Source organism: Streptomyces sp. NPDC042201 (assembly GCF_055582185.1).
Window position 1 is genome coordinate 401,211 of the sequence record NZ_JBVJDS010000003.1, and the last position, 23,073, is coordinate 424,283.

General features: G+C 68.7%; 11 protein-coding genes. 7 read left to right on the forward strand and 4 right to left on the reverse strand.

What is annotated here, in order from left to right; all coding sequences use genetic code 11:
• Positions 1–18: 18 nt before the first annotated feature.
• A complete protein-coding gene (locus ACZ6MZ_RS09275; RefSeq protein ID WP_469350741.1) occupies positions 19–2,880 on the reverse strand; it encodes a tetratricopeptide repeat protein in 2,862 nt (953 codons plus the stop codon).
• Between the two features lie 1,380 nt (positions 2,881–4,260).
• Here ACZ6MZ_RS09275 and ACZ6MZ_RS09280 point away from each other — a divergent pair.
• The 5 genes from ACZ6MZ_RS09280 to ACZ6MZ_RS09300 all read left to right on the forward strand — a co-directional run bounded on the left by ACZ6MZ_RS09280 (position 4,261) and on the right by ACZ6MZ_RS09300 (position 14,171).
• Complete coding sequence (locus ACZ6MZ_RS09280) at positions 4,261–5,373, forward strand: phosphorylase family protein (protein WP_469350743.1); 1,113 nt, start codon at positions 4,261–4,263, stop codon at positions 5,371–5,373.
• Positions 5,370–9,524: an NACHT domain-containing protein gene (locus ACZ6MZ_RS09285; protein ID WP_469350745.1), complete on the forward strand. Its 4,155-nt coding sequence runs from the start codon at positions 5,370–5,372 to the stop codon at positions 9,522–9,524. Before ACZ6MZ_RS09280 ends, ACZ6MZ_RS09285 begins: the two co-directional genes overlap by 4 nt.
• A 41-nt stretch (positions 9,525–9,565) precedes the next feature.
• A complete protein-coding gene (locus tag ACZ6MZ_RS09290; RefSeq protein WP_469350746.1) occupies positions 9,566–10,213 on the forward strand; it encodes a hypothetical protein in 648 nt (215 codons plus the stop codon).
• Positions 10,214–11,537: 1,324 nt separating this feature from the next.
• Positions 11,538–12,650: a ribosome small subunit-dependent GTPase A gene (gene rsgA / locus ACZ6MZ_RS09295; protein WP_469350748.1), complete on the forward strand. Its 1,113-nt coding sequence runs from the start codon at positions 11,538–11,540 to the stop codon at positions 12,648–12,650.
• 69 nt (positions 12,651–12,719) lie between these two features.
• The gene (locus ACZ6MZ_RS09300; protein WP_469350750.1) at positions 12,720–14,171 is read left to right on the forward strand and encodes a bifunctional transcriptional activator/DNA repair enzyme AdaA; all 1,452 of its coding nucleotides are present in this window, start codon (positions 12,720–12,722) and stop codon (positions 14,169–14,171) included.
• 112 nt (positions 14,172–14,283) lie between these two features.
• Here ACZ6MZ_RS09300 and ACZ6MZ_RS09305 read toward each other — a convergent pair whose 3' ends face one another.
• Both ACZ6MZ_RS09305 and ACZ6MZ_RS09310 read right to left on the reverse strand, forming a co-directional pair.
• Entirely contained in the window at positions 14,284–14,766 is a 483-nt protein-coding gene (locus tag ACZ6MZ_RS09305; RefSeq protein WP_389790670.1) for a DUF456 domain-containing protein, read from the reverse strand.
• Between the two features lie 23 nt (positions 14,767–14,789).
• Complete coding sequence (locus tag ACZ6MZ_RS09310; protein WP_469350752.1) at positions 14,790–15,782, reverse strand: helix-turn-helix domain-containing protein; 993 nt, start codon at positions 15,780–15,782, stop codon at positions 14,790–14,792.
• A gap of 396 nt (positions 15,783–16,178) precedes the next feature.
• Between ACZ6MZ_RS09310 and ACZ6MZ_RS09315 the strand changes: the two genes are divergently transcribed.
• Positions 16,179–17,990 (forward strand): protein phosphatase 2C domain-containing protein, encoded by a 1,812-nt coding sequence (locus ACZ6MZ_RS09315; RefSeq protein WP_469350754.1) that lies wholly within the window; start codon positions 16,179–16,181, stop codon positions 17,988–17,990.
• Positions 17,991–18,099: 109 nt separating this feature from the next.
• Positions 18,100–19,842 carry a pyruvate dehydrogenase gene (locus ACZ6MZ_RS09320; RefSeq protein WP_469350760.1) on the forward strand — a complete coding sequence of 581 codons (1,743 nt, stop codon included), beginning with the start codon at positions 18,100–18,102 and terminating at the stop codon, positions 19,840–19,842.
• A gap of 62 nt (positions 19,843–19,904) precedes the next feature.
• Here ACZ6MZ_RS09320 and ACZ6MZ_RS09325 read toward each other — a convergent pair whose 3' ends face one another.
• The gene (locus tag ACZ6MZ_RS09325; RefSeq protein ID WP_469350771.1) at positions 19,905–22,994 is read right to left on the reverse strand and encodes an alpha-mannosidase; all 3,090 of its coding nucleotides are present in this window, start codon (positions 22,992–22,994) and stop codon (positions 19,905–19,907) included.
• Positions 22,995–23,073: the final 79 nt, after the last annotated feature.

Consider the following 23,073-nt stretch of genomic DNA (forward strand, 5'->3'; position numbering starts at 1 on the left):
GCAGTTACGGGACAGCCTTTAGTCACGGTGGGTGAGCACGATGTGTGCAGCTGCGGACTTGTCCGCTGCGACAGCATGGCTGAACAAGTTCATGAGCGCCGTTCCTGCTCCGGGATGACCTATTTGCTGAACTAGCGCCCCGTAGTAGCGAGCCAGGGCGGCCCTCAGTGGACCGTCACCGCTTTGAACCTCGGCGGCCCCGTTGCGCAGACCTGCCAGGAGGAAGGGCAGTGATGAGGCGGAGACCCAGGGTTGCGTCAGGGCTTGGACGGAAAGCTTCTGCAGGTTGCCGGACCTGTGGGAGGGCAGCGTTGCCCGCCATAGGCCCGCGTAGGCAGCTGCCAGCCAGGCCGAAGCATGGTCCGGTTCAGAATCGATGATCTGTGCAACTGCATCGAGGACCAACCGCACCACGGCCTGTGCATCGGTCCAGGCCGCTGGTCGTGCGATCGCGGCAGCTACCCCTCGTGCGTGCCAGCCGTCGGCCTGCGCCGCGAAACCGTACAGGTCCCTGGAGAAAGGGATGTCCATGTAGAAATGCCGCAGGAGTTCGGCCCTCAGGGCCATTGCCTCCTGCGATGCCATGGTCTCCTCGCGTTGGCACGCGTCGATAAGGACGAGCGTTCCGAATGCGGGTACACCCGCCGACCGGGCGAACATGCGCAGAGCGCGGTCGTCGCACCACAACACCAGACCGTGCTCCTTGGCAAGATCCAAGGCTGTGAGCCACGCCTCCGTGCCGCGGTCGACAGCCAGCCCCGGCAGTGCACGCAGCTCCGGTCGGGCCACCCGTGGCAGTGACCGCACGATATCAGCGGCACGCTCGAGGATGCGACGCAAGGCACTCATCTGCTCATCCGGAGCAACGTGAAGAGCCGCCCGTGATTCGTCCTCGTTCCAGACCAGCGTGGCATTGGACCGCAGGGCGAAAGATTCGAGGGCGTGGAAAGCGTCACCGACGATCTGGTCGGTTGTCACGATGCTCTGGCAGGAGCCGATGAGCCGTTCGGCGGCGCCCGGCTCCAACAGGGCGAGAGAAACCGCCGCACTCGTATCCACGACCACCCGCCGAGTCAGCCCGGCCTGGATCGCTCCTGCTTCCAGCGCGTTTGCGGTCGGGTCGGAGGCGAACAGGCCAGGCAGCTCCGCAGTGAGCCGCACACACACCTCGGTGTATGACCTGCCGCTCATCGATGCCAGCATCCCTATGGGAAGCTGCCCCTGATTGATCCGGTCTCGGATTTCCCGACGGTCCTCGTCCTCGTATTCGCGGCGCAGGCTCTCGCCGATCTCTTCGAGTGCCGCTTGTGGATCGGTGGCATCGAGGGCGCGGAAGTAGACGCTGTCCGGGAAGCGCTGCAGGTAGTCCGAGCTCGCTTCACGCAGCAGTTCGGCCGCCCTTGAAGTCATGGGCTGTGTCGTGGTGGTGCGCAAGAGCAGAGCTCCCAGGAAGCCTCCCAGCAGTTCTTCGTCCTGTGGCCAGTTCTGCATCAGCTCCAGCGCACGCCCGACGAACTGCGGATCAGTAGAGTGACGTGCGCCGAGCTGGACCCATAGGAGCGCTTCGTCCCGGCGCCGTGGTGGAGCCGCTTCCCCGAGCTCGGTGAGTGTCCGCCACGCTTCGTCGGGCTGTGCCCGTGTGATGTAGCACCTCACCAGGGCCCAGCGCGCATCAAGATTGTGCGGATCCAGTCCCAGGAGGACGATGGCCGCGTCCGTGGCCCGCTCCCAGTTTCCTGCGGCGGATTCCGTCTCGACGAGCAGCTCATACATCGCGCCTTGCGCTGCCCAGTCCGGGCCAGCGATCCGCAGCGCGCTCTCAGCGCACTCCTTGGCCTTCGCGTAGTCTCTGGCTTGTTGGTAGGTACGGGCTGCCATTGCCATCAGCTGCGCATCGCGCCATTGTTCTGCGGCTTCCTGCAGGGTGGCTGCGGCCCTTTCCCGATCACCGAGTTGTTGATAGCGCTGCGACAGTTTCAAGGCGATGATCGGACTCTGGTTCGCGTTGGCGCGCAGAACCGACAGATCACCGCCCGCTGTGCCGCTGACGGCGCGGGCGAACCTCTCGAGATCCGCTACTGCGTCGGGATAGTCGTCCTTCAAGTGAGCGATCTCCGGCAGGTTCCGCCCAGACTCCACCAGCCCCATGGCCGCCATGAGCTGTTCGGGTCCTGGCTGCGCTGCATCCCATGTTCGTTGCCAGGCTTCGGCTACCCGCTCGTCCTCGCTGTCACTGCCGGCACGGCGTTCCTCAAGCACAGCCAACACCTGCGCGTTGGCGAACGGTCTTGTCACCACGCCCAAGAGTTCGCGCGCCCGGTGTTCGCGGCCCGTCAGCGCCGCGATCAGGGCACTTTCCTCCTGGACCCGAGGGTCCTCCGCTTCTTGTGCGTCGGCGTCTCCTTCTGGAGCCGGCTGCGAGAGAGCCCACGCGGTTGACAGATCCTGGCTAAACACTGCGGCCTGCATTCCCAGGACCACCGCCGCCGCGCTGTCACCGAACCATTCCCGACGTGCGTTACGCACCCGTAGGGCGACGGCCAGGGCCTCCTGGGCGTCGGCGAACTTACGGCGTGTAGCGCGGCGCGTGGCTCGCTGCAGCAGAGCCTGTGCAAGCGCCAGTCCAAGCTGAGGAAAGCGTGCGATATCCGCCTCACGGAGCGCTGGCAGGGCCTGGTCGGTCAAATCCTGGCCTACGAGGGCGTCCGTTCTCAGGAGAAGCTGCAGAGCCTGCGCGCTGTCATCAGGAGCTGTCCACTGGCTGAGGTGGTTCAGGACTGCGGGCCGGTCGCCGTCGAGGACAGATTGCAAGGCGCGGATCAGCGGCGAGTCGAGGTCTTGATGGGCAGCCAGGTACGAACGTGCGCTGCCCGCGGCCATTGTCTCTGCCTGCAGAGCAGCCCGTACGACTAGGAGGTCACGAGGGTATCCGCCCTCGCGTACCGCCTGGCCATAGAACGAGAGCGAGGCGGTGCGAGCATCGTATGCCGATGCCAGGGCTGCCACGCCCTGCGAGTTGGGGTGGCCGCCAGCCGGGCGGCCGAAGCCCTGGTACGCGTCAGCCGTCATAGTCCCGATGGCTTTCCTCGGACGTACGGGGCCCTCCAGCTCGACCATGGCATCGCCCAGGCGCAGGAGGCCGGCATCACCCCGGCAGGCCGCACCTCGGGACCGGTGACGTGGAGGTACGCATCTCCTCGGCGGCCGACTTGGAAAGCCTGGCGTCCTGCCTGGCGCGACGCCGTGCAGCATCTCCGTCCCGAGGACCTGTCCCAGCAGGATCACTGGCGCGCCGGCCAGTTGCTCGGACGTCTAGCCGACCATGATCCAGACCTGCTCGAAGCGTGGTACACCGAACGACTCGATGAAACGGCCGACCGCAGCTACTTCGTTGCCCCTGAGCCCCACGACTACGAACTCCACCTAGAGCGCCCTCCGCAGGCGCACCGGTACCGGCTTGCCGTCCGCTGCGCCGGCCTTCCGTGCATCGGCCATAGCCCACTCATCCAACTCGTAGGTGCCGACCGCGACTTGGCGGAGCGCCCTACTCCGTGACCGCGCCATCACTCTTGATAATCTACTCGAAACCGTCGTGGGACAGCGCAACGAGACCCTGGAACGCCTCGGCCCACTGCTCCTCGACCACGGGGTACCGCCCGCTCACATTGCGGCCAACGTTGCTTGGGTCGACTCCTGGTGGGGTGAAGACTCCACCAGACATCAGCACCTCGTCGACTACTTCACCACCCTCTCAACCCGTGTCACCGCCCTTGCTGCCGTCGCGGTAGCGGGCCGGGCCCAGCAGATGGAGTTACTGCGGGAAGCGGAATGCGGGGAGAAGGCTGCGCGAGTATCTGGAAGGTGAGCTAGTCGGACAGTCCGCACAGGCGTAGATCGGCGAAGAGCTCAGCTACCTCCTGACGCAAGTCTCCCGCATCGTCAGCTGCCTCTTGGCCGTTACTTCCGCGCCGAAACGATCGCCGGCCGCTGATGCTCCCGCCAGCCTGCACCACACCTTCCCGTGCCGGTACGAACCAGCGGCCGGACGCGTACTTCCATCTCTGGGTGATGAGGGCGACCGCGAGCGGTAGCGGTCGAGCAGGCGTACGCGTTGACGTTTCCCCGTCTCATCGGTGAGCGCGAAAACCTGTGTGCGGACGTCGCACACGACGCTGGGCTGTGCGATCTGCGGCCAATGGGCACCGCCCGCCCCACGCTAGGGTTGGGCAGAACACTTCGCTGGAGGCAGGGACAGGACACATGGAGCCGAGTGCAGACGTAGTGGTCCTGACTGCGCTGCCAGTTGAATTCCAGGCCGTGTCAGTGCTGTTGCGTGACCAGTCGACGTTCGTTCATCCGGAGGGCACACGTTTCGTGAAGGGGACTCTGCCCGGAGTGACGGGAACCATCGCCGTCGCCAGAATCGGAGCGGGCAACCTGATTTCCGCCGTCATGACCGAGCGTGCCCGCCAGTGGTTGGACCCGCAGGCACTGCTGTTCGTCGGCGTCGCGGGTGGGTTGAAACCGGAAGTCGAACTCGGCGACGTGGTGGTGTCGACGAAGGTCTACCACCTGCACCCGGGCAAGGAGACACCCGCAGGCTTCAGCGCCCGTCCGGTGCCGGGCGCCGTGTCCCACAAGCTGGAGCAGGCGGCGGGACCGGCCCTGAGCTCAGAAACCTGGCGCGCGTGGGTGCCCGACGAGGTTCGATCGACCTGGCAGGGAATTAATCCCCAGGTACATTTCAAGCCCATCATTGCGGGTGAGGTGGTCCTGAACTCTTCGGACACTCCCCTGCGTGACCAGATCGCGTTCCACTACGGAGACGCCTTGGCCATTGAGATGGAATCTGCCGGAGTCGCCAGCGCCGCCAGCCTGTCCAAGAACCTCCAGGCCCTCACGCTTCGAGGCATCAGCGACCACGCCGACGCAGGCAAGGCCGAAGCAGACGCGTCGGGCTCGCAGCATCGCGCGTCGGCACATGCCGCCGCTGCGATGGCTGCCCTGCTGTGTGAGTTGTTGCCCGAGGCGGCTGAACCAGCCAGCCGCCGCCTGACTGCGCCGTCCTCAGTCGCTGTTCACAAGCCGCCAGCGCCGGATGTCGAGTGGGTGAATGCACTCATGGCTTTCGGCGATATGGCAAAGGCGGACTTCCGGCATGATCTTCTCTCCGATATGGGCCGTATCCTTGGCCTGTCGCATGCGTTCACCGCGGCCGAATCGTCCGTGGCACGTGATCATGTTCGGGAGATCGTTCGCCGGATGAACGCCTACCGGGATCCCACTGCCGCGCGCGCGGCCTTGTACGCCGCCCTTGAGTTTGCCCGTCCTGACGACCTGGCCCTGGACAGCCTGAGCCGGTTGTCGCGATGAGGCAGGAAGTCTTCACCGTACGAGCCCGGCGCTGGTGCCGCGTCCGTGCCGAAAGCGCACCCGACGAAGACCTGTTCCCACTGGACGACGACGGGTTCCTCGGCAGCGACCACGTCTTTGCACCCCCTGGGTCAAAGGCCACTGCGGGTGTACTCGTCGCTCCCGGTGACATCGCCCGTGAGGGAGCGACCGTATTGCTCGGTGAGCCGGGCGCTGGAAAGACCTCAGTATTCAGGTCGCTGGTGGAAGGCCTGCCGATATGGGACGACCCCACCATCCCCGACGGGGCGGACCGTTGCATCTGGATCGACGGCCCGGATCTCACACCCGCCACTTTCGAAGAGGTCCTGGGGCAGCACCTCGCCGCACTGCCGAGCACGGCATTGGGCCAGGAGCCATTGCAGAGCGGAATTCTGACAGTCGTGGTCGACCAAGCCGACGAAAGCGAGATCTGTCGCAATCTGCCTTCCTACATGAAGCGACATCTGAAGAACAAGGACGTACGCGGTCTGCGTCTGCTGCTCGCCTGCCGCACGGGCGACTACCCGCCCGGTCTCACCCCTGTCCTTTCTGACGCCTTCGGCAGCTGCTCTCTGGTGGACCTTGCCCCGTTATCGAGGGCGGATGCTGAGATGCTCGTCGACAGCGCTGGCATTCCCGGAGAGCAACTGGTCTCCGAGGTCGTCGCCCTGCGCGCCGGAGCCCTCGCGAGCGTGCCTCTCACTCTGGAACTCATCGTGCGCGAGTACCGGGAGAGCGGCCGTCTGCGGGGCGGCGCCAAGGAACTGTTCGAGGACGGGGTCCGACTGCTGGCTGATGAGTACGACTCCAACCGCCTCACCGTAGCGGTACCGGCCACGACGTGGCCGCAGCGACTGGAAGTCGCTGGGCGCATCGCCGCACGACTGGTTCTGTCAGGTCGGCGCGCCCTGTGGCGGGGGAGCCTTCTTGAGGAACGGCCACGTACCACTGATCTGGACGTCTCCACCATCTCTGGAGGCAGCGAACAGACCTCAGGCTTCCAACCCTTCGAAGTAACCCCGACAGTGGTTGACGAAGTGTTGTCCTCGGGCCTGTTCACGGCCAGCGGCAACCACAGGTTCGCTTTCCGTCACTCGTCGCTCGCGGCCTTCCTCACTGCACGACACCTCATTTCCCGATCTGTTGCAGATGCCGCGCTCCGCCGTCTGTTCCTGGTCGGAGCCCCGGACCAGGAGACGGCCGGTATCCCTGTGTCACTGCGGGAAACAGCTGCCTGGCTGGTGGCGCTCGCCCCCGACCGGACGCAATGGCTCGCCTCGGCCGACCCGGAAAGCCTGACCATGCACAGCGGACTCGTCCGCTCCGACAGCATGCGCGAACTGATCGTGTGCCGCCTGCTTGAGCGCGCCGCCGACGTTGAACTAGGCGATGCCAGATGGCATCAGACCCGCTGGGTGCTCGGACATCCCGGCCTGGCTCGCCAACTGGTTCCGGCCCTCACTCTCGACCCTGCGGATTTCGGCGACTGGCCGACCTGGGCCCGGGCTCGGGTGGCACTTCATCTGGCCGAGCAGTGCCCGTCACCGACTCTCGCACCGCTGCTGCTGAAGGTGGCGGCAGACCCTCGGTGGCCGATCGACAACCGCTCGCAGGCTGCCAGGGCAGCTTTCACATGCGATGAGGCATTGGCCGCCACCGCCTTGAAGGAGGTGTTGGCAACGCTTGGACCGAGTAAGGACACAGACCCCGACCTCAGCCTCCGGGGCACTCTGCTGACCCTTCTCTGGCCCCGTTTTCTCGACACGAGGACAATGCTTGGCGTTCTGAGCGAGACGCCGAGCGACGACCGGTACGGGGCGTATGAGCATTTCGCTGTAGGCATGCCGGCCGCGTGTCCCCAGGAGGATGTGCACCATGTCGTGGCGTGGCTCTTGCAGGGCGTGGCGGACGCGGTTGCGCTGACCGATGGGCGCAGGAGGCTGTTTACGGAAGACCGACTCGTTTCCAACGTAGTCGATCGGGCTTTGAGTGTTCCCAATGCCGAGTCGCTGCTGCCAGACCTCGCGCAGATCCTGACGACGCGCATTCTGGGCCACGAGAAGGTGGAATTCCCCCATGCACTGAACCAGGTCACGCCCGATGGGCTGGAGCCGCCCCCGGTACGGAATCTGCGCCGAAAGCTCGTCGACGCCCTGCTTGCCTGCGGGATCAAGGAGGCACAGGCCATGCGCTATTTCGCGTGGCTCGTCGTGCGCGAATGGGAGCCCCGCCACTCGTGGTCCGTAGCGCCCGAAGGGCTTTATGGTGACCGGTTCGTGCTACTTGACGCAGGTGACTTCGCCTGGGCGCTGCACAAGGCGGCCGACTGCGCCGGGAATGCTGAGTTGGCAGGGGCCTATGCGCAGCTCGCAAAGGTTCTCTTCGACGAGCAGTGCCAGGAACACTTCGAACTCGCCTACCAGAGCCAGAACAATCCTGCCTGGCCATACCTGAAGTGGTTCTACGAACCGGTCGAGATCTACGGCGACCTCGCCAAAGCATGGCGCAGAAACCACCGGGCTACGTCCGAGACACCATGGCCGGAGAGCGTGAAGTTCGTCGCAGAGCAGCGCGCGCGCCTACAGCGGGCGCGGTTACATGACACCGAAAGCTTTCGGGTTCTGCTCTGGAACCTGCAGTTCGACCCGAATACCGGCAAGGGTCAGCCGCGCCTCGACGACAACGTCACCGACTGGCCGGGCTGCTCTGTGTTCGATGCGGAGGAACTCGCTGCTCTGCCCGGATGTGCCCTGGAATTTCTGCGGCGCGAGGACGATCACGCTGAAGAGTGGATTGGCCTGGAAAGGCGGGACTATCGTGCCTGGGCCGGTCTTTTGTCGCTTGCGCTGCTCGACCGAGTGGGCGGATTGGACGATCTCGAGCCTGACCGCTGGAGCGCGTGGGTAGGCGCGATCGCCGACCCATGGCACATTCCCTCCGAGACAAGGGTGTCGCTGCTGCGGAAGGCAGCCGCGAACGACCCCCACGGGCTCACCCGCGCTATCGGAACGGTGGCTCAGGTACAGCTGGCCGAGGGCGTGCAACCGCTGGTTCTGGAACGTCTCGAAGCGAACTGGTCCACCGCTGTCACCGAGGTCTTGGAGGACTTCCTGGCGTTGGTGTCCGCCGTTTTGCTGCCAGGCTTCCGCGTCGAGCGCGCAGTAGGCGCGCTATCGGTGTCCGGCGAGGCATTCGAGGAGGGGGGCGAGGGCCGAGCGGCGCTGGTCCGTACGTGGTCCGGCCTTCTCGCCCGACTTCTCATGGTGGACAGCCCCCTGGCACAGTCCGTTGCCGAGTTCGTCCTCGCAGACATCAAGGGCGACCGCGAAACCAGTGATCTCGAACTTCCCGTGCTAGCCGCTTGCGATCTCCTGGCTGCTGGCGGCTTCGGCGCGTGGTGGAAGCTCAGGGAACTGATCGACACATCGGACCGTTTCAGCCGGGCTCTCGCACTCAGCTGCGCCCCGCGCTATAACCGTGGGCACGTCGAGAACAGTGCCGACGAAGCCGGTCTGAGCGCGCTCTACCGGTGGCTGAGTGTGCTCTTCCCACAGGACGAATACCACCGTCCGCTCGGGGTCCACGTGATCACTCCGGAGATGGAGGCACTGGACTGGCGTGAGGCGCTTCCCGTAACGCTGAGCCGCCGCAGTACGCCGGAAGCGGTTGACCACCTCAAAGCTTTGGCGGCCGAATTTCCTGCCCGGCTGAACCTGCTGGCCGCACTGGTGTCGGCACGGTCCAACTGCCTAGCGGCGACGTGGACTCCCGCGGATCTTGAGGAGGTGATTGCCATCCTGGCCGGGGTCGGCGTCTCTCCCGAGTCTGCACTCGTCGAAGCTGAACTGGTCAACGCGCTGGAAGCCTTTCAGGACATGGGGAGCCATGGTTTCCGCGAGGGGATCGTGCGGGACATGCAGCGGCTCATGAATTCGGACCGCTTACTGCCCATCGCGGACCACAACTTGGCACATGACCATCTGCAGGCAATCGCCAGGTACGCCTACGGCGAGGGTGGCCCGGCGGCTCGGCTCGCCCTGTTCACCGCACTTGGGCAAGCCCGTCCTGATGAGAAAGCCTTGGAACCGCTCAGGGGCCTGCTCATGCTGTCCAGCGACTCACCGGTGTGAGACGCTGACCCGCGCGAACAAGCCGTGGAAGGGGATGGGGGATGGCTTTTCTACGCGACACGGGCACGTCGCTTTTCGCCAGTGCTCTTTTCGTTGTGTTGGCATGGGCACTGTCGAAGACGGCCCGCCGCTTTCTGCGCGGCCTTGCGGCTCACCTGCTGCACTTGGACGTGGAAGAGGTCTTCGACAACAGTCGAGAAGCGGCGGCCGACATCAAGCGGGAACTCGGTCGAGCGCGAAAAGTGTCCATCCTTACCGGCCGCGGCGCCGAACTGCAGCGAGACTCGTTCGAGGAGCTGCTTCTCCGCTGCCGGGCCAGTCGCTGCCGTTGCCGCATTCTGTTGCCGAAGCTCGATGTTCCCGCAGGCGAGCCGGACTGGATCAACGACCGTGAGGAGGAGCTCAAGGTCTTCGACTCCGCCTTCGGCACTGGTCTACTGCGTCGCCAGATCGCAGCGACCTATGACTACCTTGCTCCGCTCTCGGTTGCGGAACATCTTGAAGTGCGTAGCTACAGCGTTCCGCATCTCGGCCGGATTGTCGCAACCGAGCGGGTCCTCTATCTGACTCCGTATACGGCCGACCAACATGGCAGGGAGTCGCCTGTGATCAAGTACCGCCGTGGAGAGACATACGACGTCCTGATGCGTCTGATAGACAAGCTGTGGACGGCGTCCGGGCCTGCGTGAGCGCTCCGGGCCGATCGGATCGCTCTCACTTCCGCACTGCTCCCGCAGCGACCTGACCTTGGTCACCGGATCCCCAGCCGCAGTTCCGGACCAAGCCATATAACCCTCCATACCTACCACTTGCCGCCGACGCGCCCCCGAACAGCCTGCCCACGGGGCCGAATCGCTGCGCGTCGCGGGCTGCACGATCCGAGTCCGTGGAGGAACAAAGTGATGGACGGGTTGTAGAGGTCGAACAGTGACCTCCGCTCGTTTCTCCGGCCGGCCGACAGCGTCGCTGGCAGCCCAGCGGCAGTTATCAATGGGCGGTGACAGCCTCGCCGGTGGACAGACGCCTTTGGACGGTGCACCACGAGGTGCCACGGGTCAACCTGTTGCACGTACTTTGATCAGGCGGAACGACACGGCACCAGGTAACACGAACGCTCATGGTTCTTGTAATGTGTAGGTCCGGACTGCTTCTACACCTCAACTACGGCTTCGCCAAGTGCCTTGGTCCACGGATCCTTGGACAGCACCTGCTGCTCTACCGAAGTATTGTTGTGGCTACTTCGCCGTATGGGAGCATATCGCCTCCGCGTTCACCTGTCCGGGAGAGGGAAGTGGAGAACACGTGTGTAGGTCAATTCCACGTGGCGCGACAGCAGAATGGTAACCCTGTAGCTCTGTCGTCCTGGCGCATCACCACCGGTGACCGAGCGGTGGTGATGCTGTGGTTGACCTCTACGGCGGTTCTGCCCAGGAATCGAAGGCCGGAAGTGATTTCGCGTAGAGGTGCTGTGACCGAATACCGGTTGTTTTGCGGGGTGGGAGGTCTGTTTCGTTCCGCATGGTGCTGAGGGGAGGGGAAGAGACCTTTCATGTCTGTGACGGGGGCAGGTTCCTTGAGCCGGCGGACAGGCGCGGCACATTCTGCGGTTGCGCTCCGGCGTTCCCGGAACGCAAGACGGCTGCCTGGTCCGGCCGTGGGCCGGGTGAGCTGTCGGGGTTGAGGGCTGGGCGGCTGGCGCCTTGGGGTGAGATGGTGCTGGCCGCGTGACGTGTCGCTGTCCTTGGGACGGTGGCTGGGAAAATGGCTCGCGGTGCGTCGTGAAGCGGGGCTATCGTGTGCCTCGTTCGGAGCGGGGCGGCAACGCGCCCGCGCCGAGATGTTGTTGGACCGTTGAGGAAGCGGGAGGTGAGGACATTGATGACTGTCGTCGTGCTGGGCGCTGCCCGGACTCAGAAGTTCATCATTCCCACCCCTGTGGTCTCCGGCTGACCTTTCTCCGTATTTCCGCGCCCGTGTGCGTGTGCCGGGGCCGCCCTTGTGAAGGGTTCCCCCTTGTCTTTCTCTTCCGCCTCTTCTGAGGTTTCGTCCGCGTCGCATCCGCTCGTCCCGTACGGCTGGGACGAAGGCTGGGACGCGGAGTTCGCTCCGTACGCCGCGCGGGGGCTGCTGCCCGGCCGTGTCGTGCGGGTGGACCGCGGGAAGTGCGATGTCGTTACCGTCGGCGGGGTCGTGCGCGCCGATACGGCGTTCGTGACGCCGCACGATCCGCTGCGGGTGATCTGCGCCGGCGACTGGGCGGCGGTCGACCCCGGCGGTGATCCGCGGTTCGTCCGGGAGTATCTGCCGCGGCGTACCGCTTTCGTACGGTCCACCTCCTCCACCCGGTCCGAGGGGCAGATCCTCGCGGCCAATGTCGACCACGCGCTCATCGCGGTCTCGCTCGCCGTCGAACTCGACCTGGGCCGGATCGAGCGCTTTCTCGCTCTCGGCTGGGAGAGCGGCGCCCTGCCGCTCATCGTGCTCACCAAGAGCGATCTGGTGGGCGACCCCGCCGTACTCGCCCATCTCGTCGAGGACGTCAGGACCACCGCGCCCGGGGTGCAGGTGCTGGCCGTCAGCGCGGCGACGGGGGAGGGGATCGAGGTGCTCTCCGCCGTTCTGTCGGGCGGTACGAGCGTGCTGCTGGGCGTCTCCGGTGCGGGGAAGTCGACCCTCGCCAACGCGCTGCTCGGGGATGACGTGATGGAGGTGCAGGCCATCCGTGATGTCGACGGTAAGGGGCGGCACACCACCACGACCCGCAATCTCCTCGCCATGCCGGGCGGCGGCGTGCTCATCGACACCCCCGGGCTGCGGGGCGTCGGGCTGTGGGACGCGGAGGTGGGTGTCGGGCAGGTGTTCTCGGAGATCGCGGGGCTTGCCGAGGGGTGCCGCTTCCACGACTGCGCCCATGTGGCGGAGCCGGGCTGCGCCGTGCTCGCCGCGGTGGAGGACGGCGCGCTTCCCGTACGCCGGCTGGAGAGCTACCGCAAACTGCTGCGGGAGAACCAGCGCATCGTCGCCAAGACCGACGCCCGGCTGCGGGGCGAGATCCGGCGTGACTGGAAGCGCAAGGGCGCGGAGGGCCGTGCGGCCATGGAGGCCAAGCGGGGCCGGATCCGGTAGCGGCCCGGGAAGGCGACGTCCGAAACCCGCGAGTGCGGCCGGCCCGGCGGCCGCACACTGGGTCGTGTGATGGATGAGGAGACCCGATACGAAGCGGTCAGCAGCCGCGACGCGCGGTTCGACGGCGCGTTCTTCTTCGCTGTCGAGACCACCGGCATCTACTGCCGGCCGAGCTGTCCCGCGGTGACCCCGAAGCGGAAGAACGTACGGTTCTACCCGACCGCGGCCGCCGCCCAGGGCAACGGCTTCCGCGCCTGCCGCCGGTGCAGGCCGGACGCCGTCCCCGGGTCGGCCGAGTGGAACGTACGCGCCGATGTCGTCGGCCGCGCGATGCGGATGATCGGCGACGGGATCGTGGACCGGGAGGGGGTGCCGGGGCTGGCCGTACGGCTCGGCTACAGCACCCGCCAGGTGCAGCGCCAGCTCAACGCCGAGCTGGGCGCCGGGCCCGTCGCCCTCGCCCGTGCCCAGCGGGCGCACACGGCGCGGGTGCTGCTCCAGACCACCGGGCTGCCGGTCACGGAGATCGCGTTCGCGGCGGGGTTCGCGAGCGTGCGCCAGTTCAACGACACCATCCGCCAGATCTACGCCCGTACGCCGAGCGAGCTGCGGAGCGAACCGGGCAGCGGGGTGAGCGCGCCGGACCCGGCGCCCGCCACGGACCCGGCGTCCGCCGCCGGGGCGCCGGCCCTCGCCGGGATCCCGCTGCGGCTCGCCTACCGCGGACCGTACGCGGCACGCGATGTCTTCGACCTCCTCGCCAGGGAAGCGGTCCCGCGGGTCGAGGAGGTGACCGGCGGATCCGGCGACCGCACCTACCGGCGTACGCTGCGGCTGCCGCACGGCCCCGGCGTCGTCGCGGTCGACGAGGCCCGTCCGGCCGGCGTCGCCCCCTCCCGGAGCGGCTGGCTGGAGGCGCGGATCCATCTCACCGATCTGCGCGACCTCACCACCGCCGTACAGCGGCTGCGCCGCCTATTCGACCTCGACGCCGACCCGTACGCCGTCGACGAACGGCTGGGCGCCGATCCACGGCTCGCCCCGCTCGTCGCGGCCCGCCCAGGACTGCGGTCGCCGGGCGCTGCGGATCCCGAGGAGTACGCGCTGCGGGCGCTCGTCGGGTACGAGGCGGCCGGCCGGCTCGTCGAGCGGTACGGGGAGCCGCTGGCACACCCGGGGGGCGGGCTCACGCGGCTGTTCCCGGCGCCGGCGGCGCTGCGCGCCGATCCGGTCGCGGGCCCGCTCGCGGCCGCGCTGGCCGACGGCGCCGTACGGCTCGATCCCGGAGCCGACCGGGACGAGGCCGGACACGCGCTCCTGGCCGTGCCCGGCATCACGCCCAGGACCGCCGCGCTGATCCGGATGCGGGCGCTCGGCGATCCCGATGTGGCGCCGGAGGATGTGGAGGATGTGGGGGTCGAGGAGGCGTGGCGGCCCTGGCGGTCGTACGCGACGAATCACCTGCGGGCGGAGCGAGCCGCTGCCGGACGAGTCTCCGCCGGACGAGTCCCCACCGGGTGAAGTCCCCGCGGGTGAAGCCGTCACCGGGTGAAGCCCCCGCCGTACCGCCGCCGCACCGCCTCCGTACCGCCGCCGTACCGCGCCCGTACCGCACGTCGGACGGGCCGTACGCTCAGCTCCAGATCACCGCTCCCAGCCAGGTGCCGACCACCAGCAGGCACGCGAACAGCTCCACCAGCAGCGAGCAGCCCGCCGTGCGCATGACCGTACGGGTCGAGGCCCAGCCGGCCCGGTGGCCGCCGAGCCGTTCCCGCTCGGCGCAGTAGATTCCCCCGACGAATCCCACGATCCCGCCCACCACCGGAAGCACGAAGAACCCCACGATCCCGGACACCCCGCCCACCAGCAGGGTGCGCCGTGTGGCCCCGGTCCTGCTGGTGCGGCGGGACGGCAGCAGCGGTCTGAGCGCCTGGTTCAGCAGCAGGAGGACCGTCGCGCCGATCAGTACGCCCCAGGCCAGGTGGGTGGTGTCCGACAGCGCCCACCACAGCACGCCGGCCCAGACGATCGCCTGACCCGGCACCCCCGGGACCAGCACGCCGAACAGACCGAGCAGGAGGACAAGGCCCACCAGCACGAGCTGCCACACGTCCATCTGCCCAGCGTGCAGGATTCAGCTCATTCCCGCAGGTCGCGAGCCACCCAGCCCCTTTCGTAGGCATGCCAGCCGAGCTGCAGCCGGGTCGTCACCCCGCTCAGCTCCATCAGCCCCTTCACCCGCCGCTGTACGGTCCGCAACCCCAGGTCCAGCTGTTTGGCGACGCTCGCGTCGGTCATCCCGGCGAGCAGCAGCGACAGGACCTCCAGGTCGGTGGGGTCCGGGCCGGGAAGCCGCTCCTCCGCGACCGTGCCGCTCGTACCGAGCCGCAGCGGCAGCCCCTCCCGCCACACCGCCTCGAAGAGCCCCATCAGTGACTCCAGCAGCCCGCTGGCGTGCACGACGAGCACCGCGGGCTCGGCCCCGATGCCCGTCAGCGGCACCATCGCCAGAGCGCGGTCCGCGACCACCAGCTTTGTCGGCACCCGCTCGATCACGCGGACGTGCTCGCCCCGGCCGAGCGCCGTGGACAGCTCGACGATCCCGGCGGGCAGTGAGAGCACCTCGCGCTCTATCACCACCCGGTAGGTGACTCCGCGCGCCGCCGCGCGTTCCTCCGCCTCGTTGTCGACGCCCGTGACCGCGACGGGCTTCCCGGTGACCAGGGCGCAGACCTCCTCGGTCGCGCCCAGCTGGAGCTGGTGGAAGCGGTGGGCGACCGCGCTCGCGCCCGTCACCACCTCGACCAGGTCGTGCACGGCCGGCTCGGCGGCCTCCGCGCGGTATTCCTCGGCGAGCAGCACCGCCGCCAGCTCGGCCTGTTCCAGCTCATGGCGGTGCTGGGTGAGCAGCGCGCCCAGCGCGACGGCAGGCGGAGCGGCGACCCACCGCCCGGTACGGGACGAGGACTGCGCGGCCAGGCCCTGCCGCTCCAGCCGGCGCAGGGCCCGTTCGGTGTCCGACTCCGGAATCGCCAGCCGGTGGGCCAGATCCGCGACCTCCGCGGCGCCGATCGCCACCAGCGCGCGATACGCGGACTCCTGTCTCGCGTCGAGACCTATCGCTCCCAGCACCCCTGAACCCCTCCCTGGACGCCTTGCGCGTCCTCCCCGGACGCGCAGATTCCGCCGCGGCCCGTGGCGGAAACAAGCCACGGCGTAAACCCGCCGCTCACATCATCCCTGCACAACCCGTCCCTCTGCCAAGGTGGCGCCATCACAGCAGCGACACACCCCGGTCATATGCCCCCTGAGTATCCAGGGCCTGGTGGTGCCCGGGAGAGTGGTGCGGCCGGCTTCACGCCGGCGTATCCGGCCCGCGCTGAACCTGTGAACGTTCGCCGGGCGTCCTTCCCGTGGGGGGTGGGGCCGCCCGGCGGACTCACCCCCCCACCGGCGATCTGGGTGCCGCGGTCCCACGTTTTCCGGACGACCCGTTTTCGCACCCCCGGCGCGGTCGACAATAGAGGCATGAGTCAGCAGGGGGAGCGGCCGACCGCCGACGACTGGTGGAACCGGCTGTACGACGAGTCCGCGCCGGACACCGGTCCGGCCGCGGCGGCGGGGGACACGCTCGACGACCGCTTCGATTCGGCGGCGGACGCGGTGGGCACGCCGGACGCGGAGGGGGCGGCAGCGGCGATCGGGGTGCCCACGGGCCCGGAGTCCGCGCCCCCGGCGCAGCGGCCGCGCGCCTGGTGGGAGCAGCCGCCACCGGCCGAGGCGTCTCCCGTACCGCCGCGTCAGCGGGCGCCCTGGGAGCCGCCGGGTCCTTACGCCCCGAGCGACGCGAGACCCCTGCCGGGGTCCGTGCCCATGCCCGCGCCCCTGCCGGAACGTCAGGATCCGCGCCAGGCACGGCCGAAGCCCGAGCCGGCCGCACCGCCGAGCCCGGCCGCACCGACGGCACCGACGGCAGCGACGTCACCGATGGAACCGACGAGCCCGGCCGCACCGACGGCACCGGCCGCACCGAGCACGCCGGACGTCCCGCCCCCCGGTCGCTCCCGGCACAGTCCGCCGCGACCCACGACCACCCCACGGCCCGGCGACACCCGGCCGCAGCCGACCGCACCACCCCGCTCCGAGGGGTCTCCCGAGAACGCCCCCGCCGCGCAGCCCTCGCCCCCCGACCCCCGCCGCCACGAGCCGGCCTCACCGCCCGCGCGGCCGGCGTCCCCGGTCCGTGAGCCCGGCCGGCACCGCAGTCCTGGGCCACCGGTCCCGCCCGTATCCCCGGCCGCTCCGGGACCGTGGCGCGCGGAGCCGTTCTCCATACCCACGCTCCCCATATCCCCGTCCCGCGCCGCTGTCAGCCACCTCGGGGCCGAGCCGCCCCCTTACGATCCCGAGCCCACCGCACTGCCTCCCGCCCACGCCGACCGCCTGGACGAGGTCGTCGCCGATACCGTCCTCGACGGCGCGCGCTACGGGACGTACTCCCTGCGGGCCGTGTCCGTACGGGGGGACTCCGCGCGGTATCGCGGTGAGCCCCGGCGCGACGCCCTGCTCACCGCCCGGTTCGGGCAGGGCGCCGGGGCCCTCGTGCTCGTCGCCGTCGCCAGTGGGGCGCACGCCGCCGACGGGGCTCACCGCGCCGCGGCCGACGCGTGTCACTGGATCGGCGGCGCGGTCGGGCGCCATCACAGCCGGCTCTCCGAGGACATCAGGGCCGGCCGCAGGGACGACCTCAAGTCCGGTCTGCACCGGCTCACCGACCGCGGTTTCGGCAGGCTCCGCGCCCGCGCCGCCGAGCTCGGGAGGCAGCCGGAGCAGTACACCGCGAGCCTGCGCTGTCTGCTGCTCTCCGCCGACCCGGAGTGCCGCAACCGGGTGTTCTTCGGGGTCGGCGGTGGTGGCCTCTTCCGGCTCAGGGACGGCACCTGGGAGGACCTGGAGCAGAGCGTCCGCCCGCCCGGCGCCCTCACGGGCGAGCCCCTCCCCGGCCTCGGATCCCAGCCCGCCGAGACCGTCGGGGGCGACCGGCTCACCATGGATCTGGGGATCACGACGGCCCACTCCCCGTACGGCGAGAGCCCGCTTCCGCTCCCGCCCGAGCCGTTCCGGTTCCGGGCCTCGATGGCCCGGCCGGGTGACACGCTGCTGCTGTGCAGCACCGGTCTCGCCGAGCCGATGCGCGGCGAGGCTGCCCTCGCCAAGGAGCTGGCCGAGCGCTGGGGGCCCATGGATCCGCCGGGTTTGGCCGAGTATTTCGCGGACACCCAGCTCAGGGTGAAGGGGTACGCCGACGACCGTACGGCGGTCGGCGTCTGGGAGGCGTAACCGTGCCCGGCATGGGTTGATGGACACCGGAGACCTGACCCGGCCGGGTCACGACAGGCCACGGCCCGTCGCCCGGGGCCCCACCCATGACCAGAAAGGGTGCTCTTCCATGGCCAAGCAGAACGTGGCGGAACAGTTCGTCGACCTCCTCGCCAGGGCCGGCGTCAAGCGGCTGTACGGAGTCGTCGGCGACAGCCTCAACCCCGTCGTCGACGCCATCCGCCGCAATGCCGCCATCGACTGGGTCCAGGTCAGGCACGAGGAGACCGCCGCCTTCGCGGCCGGCGCCGAGGCCCAGATCACCGGCAAGCTCGCCGCCTGCGCGGGCTCCTGCGGCCCGGGCAATCTGCATCTGATCAACGGCCTGTACGATGCCCACCGCTCCATGGCCCCCGTCCTCGCCCTCGCCTCCCACATCCCGTCCAGCGAGATCGGCCTCGGCTACTTCCAGGAGACCCACCCCGAGCAGCTGTTCCGCGAGTGCAGCCACTACTGCGAGATGATCTCCAACCCCCAGCAGATGCCCCGGCTGGTCCAGACGGCGATCCAGCACGCCGTCGGCCAGGGTGGGGTCAGCGTGGTCACCCTGCCCGGCGACATCGCCTCCGCGCCGGCCCCCGAGAAGGCGGAGGAGCACGCACTCGTCACCTCCCGGCCGTCCGTACGCCCCGCTGACGCGGAGATCGACAAGCTCGCCCGCATGATCGACGAGGCGGAACGGGTCACCCTGTTCTGCGGCAGCGGCACGGCCGGTGCGCACACCGAGGTGATGGAGTTCGCCGAACGGATCAAGTCCCCGATCGGGCATGCCCTGCGCGGCAAGGAATGGATCCAGTACGACAACCCGTACGACGTCGGCATGAGCGGGCTGCTCGGGTACGGCGCCGCCTACGAGGCCACCCACGAGTGCGATCTGCTGATCCTGCTCGGCACGGACTTCCCGTACAACGCCTTCCTCCCCGACGACGTGCAGATCGTCCAGGTGGACATCAGGCCGGAGCGCCTCGGCCGGCGTTCCAAGCTGGACCTCGCCATCTGGGGCGATGTCCGCGAGACCCTGACCTGTCTGACGCCTCGGGTACGGGCCAAGACGGACCGCCGCTTCCTCGACAAGATGCTCAAGAAGCACGCCGACGCGCTGGAGGGCGTGGTCAAGGCGTACACCCGCAAGGTCGAGAAGCACATGCCGATCCACCCCGAGTACGTCGCCTCCGTCATGGACGAACTCGCCGACGACGACGCCGTGTTCACCGTCGACACCGGCATGTGCAATGTCTGGGCGGCCCGTTATCTCTCGCCGAACGGACGCCGTCGTGTGATCGGCTCGTTCAGCCACGGCTCGATGGCCAACGCGCTGCCGCAGGCCATCGGGGCCCAGTTCGTCGACCGGAACCGCCAGGTCATCTCGATGTCGGGCGACGGCGGATTCTCCATGCTGATGGGCGACTTCCTCACCCTCGTGCAGCACGACCTGCCGGTGAAGATCGTCCTCTTCAACAACTCCTCCCTGGGCATGGTCGAGCTGGAGATGATGGTGGCCGGGCTGCCGGCGTACGGCACGACCAACCACAACCCCGACTTCGCCGCCATCGCCCGCGCGGCCGGCGCCTACGGGGTACGGGTGGAGAAGCCCAGGGATCTCGCGGGCGCGCTCAAGGACGCCTTCAAGCACAAGGGCCCCGCCCTGGTGGATGTGGTCACCGACCCGAACGCGCTTTCCATCCCGCCGAAGATCAAGGCCGACATGGTGACGGGGTTCGCGCTCTCGGCCAGCAAGATCGTGCTGGACGGCGGGGTGGGCCGCATGGTGCAGATGGCACGCTCCAACCTGCGGAACATGCCCCGGCCCTGACCCCGCCCGAACCCCGCCGCCCTCGCTCATCCCCTCACGCCGGGCCGCTCACACCGGACCGCTCACGCGGGGGTGAGGCGCAGCGTCAGGATCTGGAACGGCCGCAGCCGCAGCCGCAGCCCCTTCTCGCCCGACTCGGCGTCGTGCAGCGGCCGTTCCAGCAGATCGGTCACGCACGCGCCGGTCACCGGGAAACCGATGCGCAGCGTCGCCTCCGCCCGGCCGCCGGCCGACTCGTAGAGCCGTACGACGACATCGCCGCTACGGTCCTCCGCGAGTTTGACCGCCTCCACGGTCACCGCCGGGTTGTCGACATTGACCAGCGGGGGCTGCTCCGGAGCCGCCGCCACGCGCAACGGCAGATTGAGCGCCAGACCCTCCTGGACGGTCTCCTCCTGCGTACCGCCGGGCAGCAGCGCGTAGCGGAAGCGGTGCGTGCCGAGGTCGGTTTCCGGGTCGGGGCTGTGCGGCGCGCGCAGCAGCGTCAGCCGTACGGTCGTGCCGAGCCCGTCCGGATGCGCCGCCCGGGTCACCTCGTGCCCGTACGTCGAGTCGTTGAGCACCGCGACCCCGTAGCCGGGCTCGGCGACCCGCAGCCAGCGATGGGCGCAGATCTCGAACCGGGCCGCGTCCCAGCCGGTGTTGTCGTGCGTCGCCCGGTGCACATGGCCGAACTGCACCTCGGAGGTGGACCGTTCGGCGTGGACATCGAGCGGGAAGGCGGCCTTGAGGACCTTCTCCGACTCCTGCCAGTCGACGTCGGTGACGACATCGATACGAGAGCTTTCGGCGGTGAGCCGGATCTCCTGCACGATCCGCGACGCCCCGAACGTACGCACCACCCGCACCGCCGCCCGCAGCGGTCCCTCCTCGATCAGTTCGACGGACTCGGCCGCGGTGAGATCGGTGTGCTTGCGCCGGTAGTGCCGGTCGATGTCCCAGGCGTCCCACTGATTGGGATGGTCGGGGTGCAGCTGCAGCAGATTGCCCCGGCTGCCGGGTGCCAGCACCTCACGGCCGGCCATGAGATCGCGTACGGAGGCCAGCAGCCCGTCCGCGTCGATCACGACCTCCAGCCGCTGATTGCGCAGGGTGATGGTCCCGTCGTCCGAGGACGCCGACACGGGGGACGGGGCGAGCGAGGTGAACGTGCCCGGCGCCAGCGCCCGGACCAGGGCAGGAGCCAGTACCCCGCCGTCGGCCAGCGGCTGCACCCCGATGCCCTCCGCCACGTCCGAGGCGTCGGCCGCGACGACATCACGACGGGCGAACGGGGCCGCGTTCCACACCCCCACGGCGGAGCCGCCGAGCGCCGCCACCGCGTCCGCGATGATGCCCTCCAGCTCCTCGCGCACCGCCTCGTAGGTGGCACGGGCCTCGCGGTGCACCCAGGCGATCGACGAGCCGGGGAGGATGTCATGGAACTGGTGCAGCAGCACCGTCTTCCAGATCCGGTCCAGCTCCTCGTACGGATACGCGTAGGAAGCCGACCGCAGCGCCGCGGCCGTCGCCCACAACTCGGCCTCCCGCAGCAGATGTTCACTGCGCCGGTTGCCCTGCTTGGTCTTCGCCTGGGTGGTGTACGTCGCCCGGTGCAGCTCCAGATACAGCTCACCGGACCAGACCGGGGCCTTGTCGCCGTACTCCGCCTCGGCCGCGGCGAAGAAGGCGGAGGGCTTCTCGATCTCGACCGTGGGCGAGCCTTCCAGGGACTTCAGCCGCCGTGCCTTCTCCAGCATCTCCCGGGTGGGGCCGCCGCCGCCGTCGCCCCAGCCGAACGGCACCAGTGAAGTCGACGCCCGCCCCTTCTCGGCGAAGTTCTTTTCGGCGTGCGCGAGTTCGGAGGCGAGGAACTGGGCGTTGTACGTGTCGACCGGCGGGAAGTGGGTGAAGACCCGGGTGCCGTCGATGCCCTCCCACCAGAAGGTGTGGTGCGGCATCTTGTTGGTCTGGTTCCAGGAGAGCTTCTGTGTGAGGAACCACTTGACCCCGGCGAGCTTCGCCAGCTGCGGGAAGGCCGCCGTATAACCGAAGGAGTCCGGCAGCCAGATCTCCTCCGTCTCGATGCCCAGCTCCTCCAGGAAGAAGCGCTTTCCGTGCACGATCTGCCGGGCCAGCGCCTCACCGCCGGGCATATTGGCGTCCGACTCCACCCACATCGAGCCGACCGGCGCCCAGTTGCCGTCCGCCACGGCCTTCTTGATCCGCTCCCAGATGTGCGGCTGGTGGTCCCTGACCCAGGCGTACTGCTGGGCCTGTGAGCAGGCGAAGACCAGCTCCGGGTAGTCCGCGGCGAGCGCCGTGACATTGGCGAAGGTCCGGGACGCCTTCCGTACGGTCTCGCGCAGCGGCCACAGCCAGGCCGAGTCGATATGGGCGTGGCCGGCCGCCGAGATCCGGTGCGCGCTCGGGGACGCGGGACGGGACAGCACCTCGGCCAGCTCACCCCGCGCGGCGGCCGCCGTGCCCGCCACATCGTGCAGATCGAGCGCGTCCAGCATGCTCTCCAGGGCGCGCAGGATCTCGTGGCGCCGGGAGCGGTCCGCCGGCAGCTCGCGCATCAGCTCCGAGAGCACCTCGATGTCCAGGACGAGATGCCAGACCTCCTCGTCCAGGACGGCCAGGTCGGCGGCGGCGAAGCGGTACAGCGGGCTGTCTCCCGCGGTCAGTACGTCCCCGAGGAAGGTCGGCACGAAGTCGTGCGCGACGGCGGGGTTGGCGGCCGCCTCCAGCAGCAGGTGGACCGGCTCGCCGCCGGCCGCGGGCGCGCCCACCGGGATGTGCCGGTTGCGCGGGTGGATGCCCTTGATCGGGATGCCCGCCGCGTCGTACACCAGCCCTTCGGCCTGGAAGCCGGGCCCGTCGCCGGTGAATCCGGGGTCGATGACCGCTTCGACCCGGCGGCCCGCCCACGCGTCGGGGACGACGCCCTCCAGCCGGAACCAGCTGGTGGACCAGGGCGCGCCCCATTCCGTACCGGTCACGAACGGTTCGTAAGTGCCCTGCAGCGCCTGCCCGACCGGCACCGGCTCGCCCGGTGCGTGCCAGACGGAGAGCGTGAGCGGCTCCCGGGCCGCGTACTGCGCGGGACGGATGAACTGGCGCAGAGCGCGCTCCAGGCGCCCTTCCACCAGGGTGCGGTCGTCGTGCATCGGGACTCCTCGGGATCGGCTCGCCCGCCACCCCTGACGCGGCGGTCAGCATTTCGCTCCCCCCTCACTTCCCCGGACG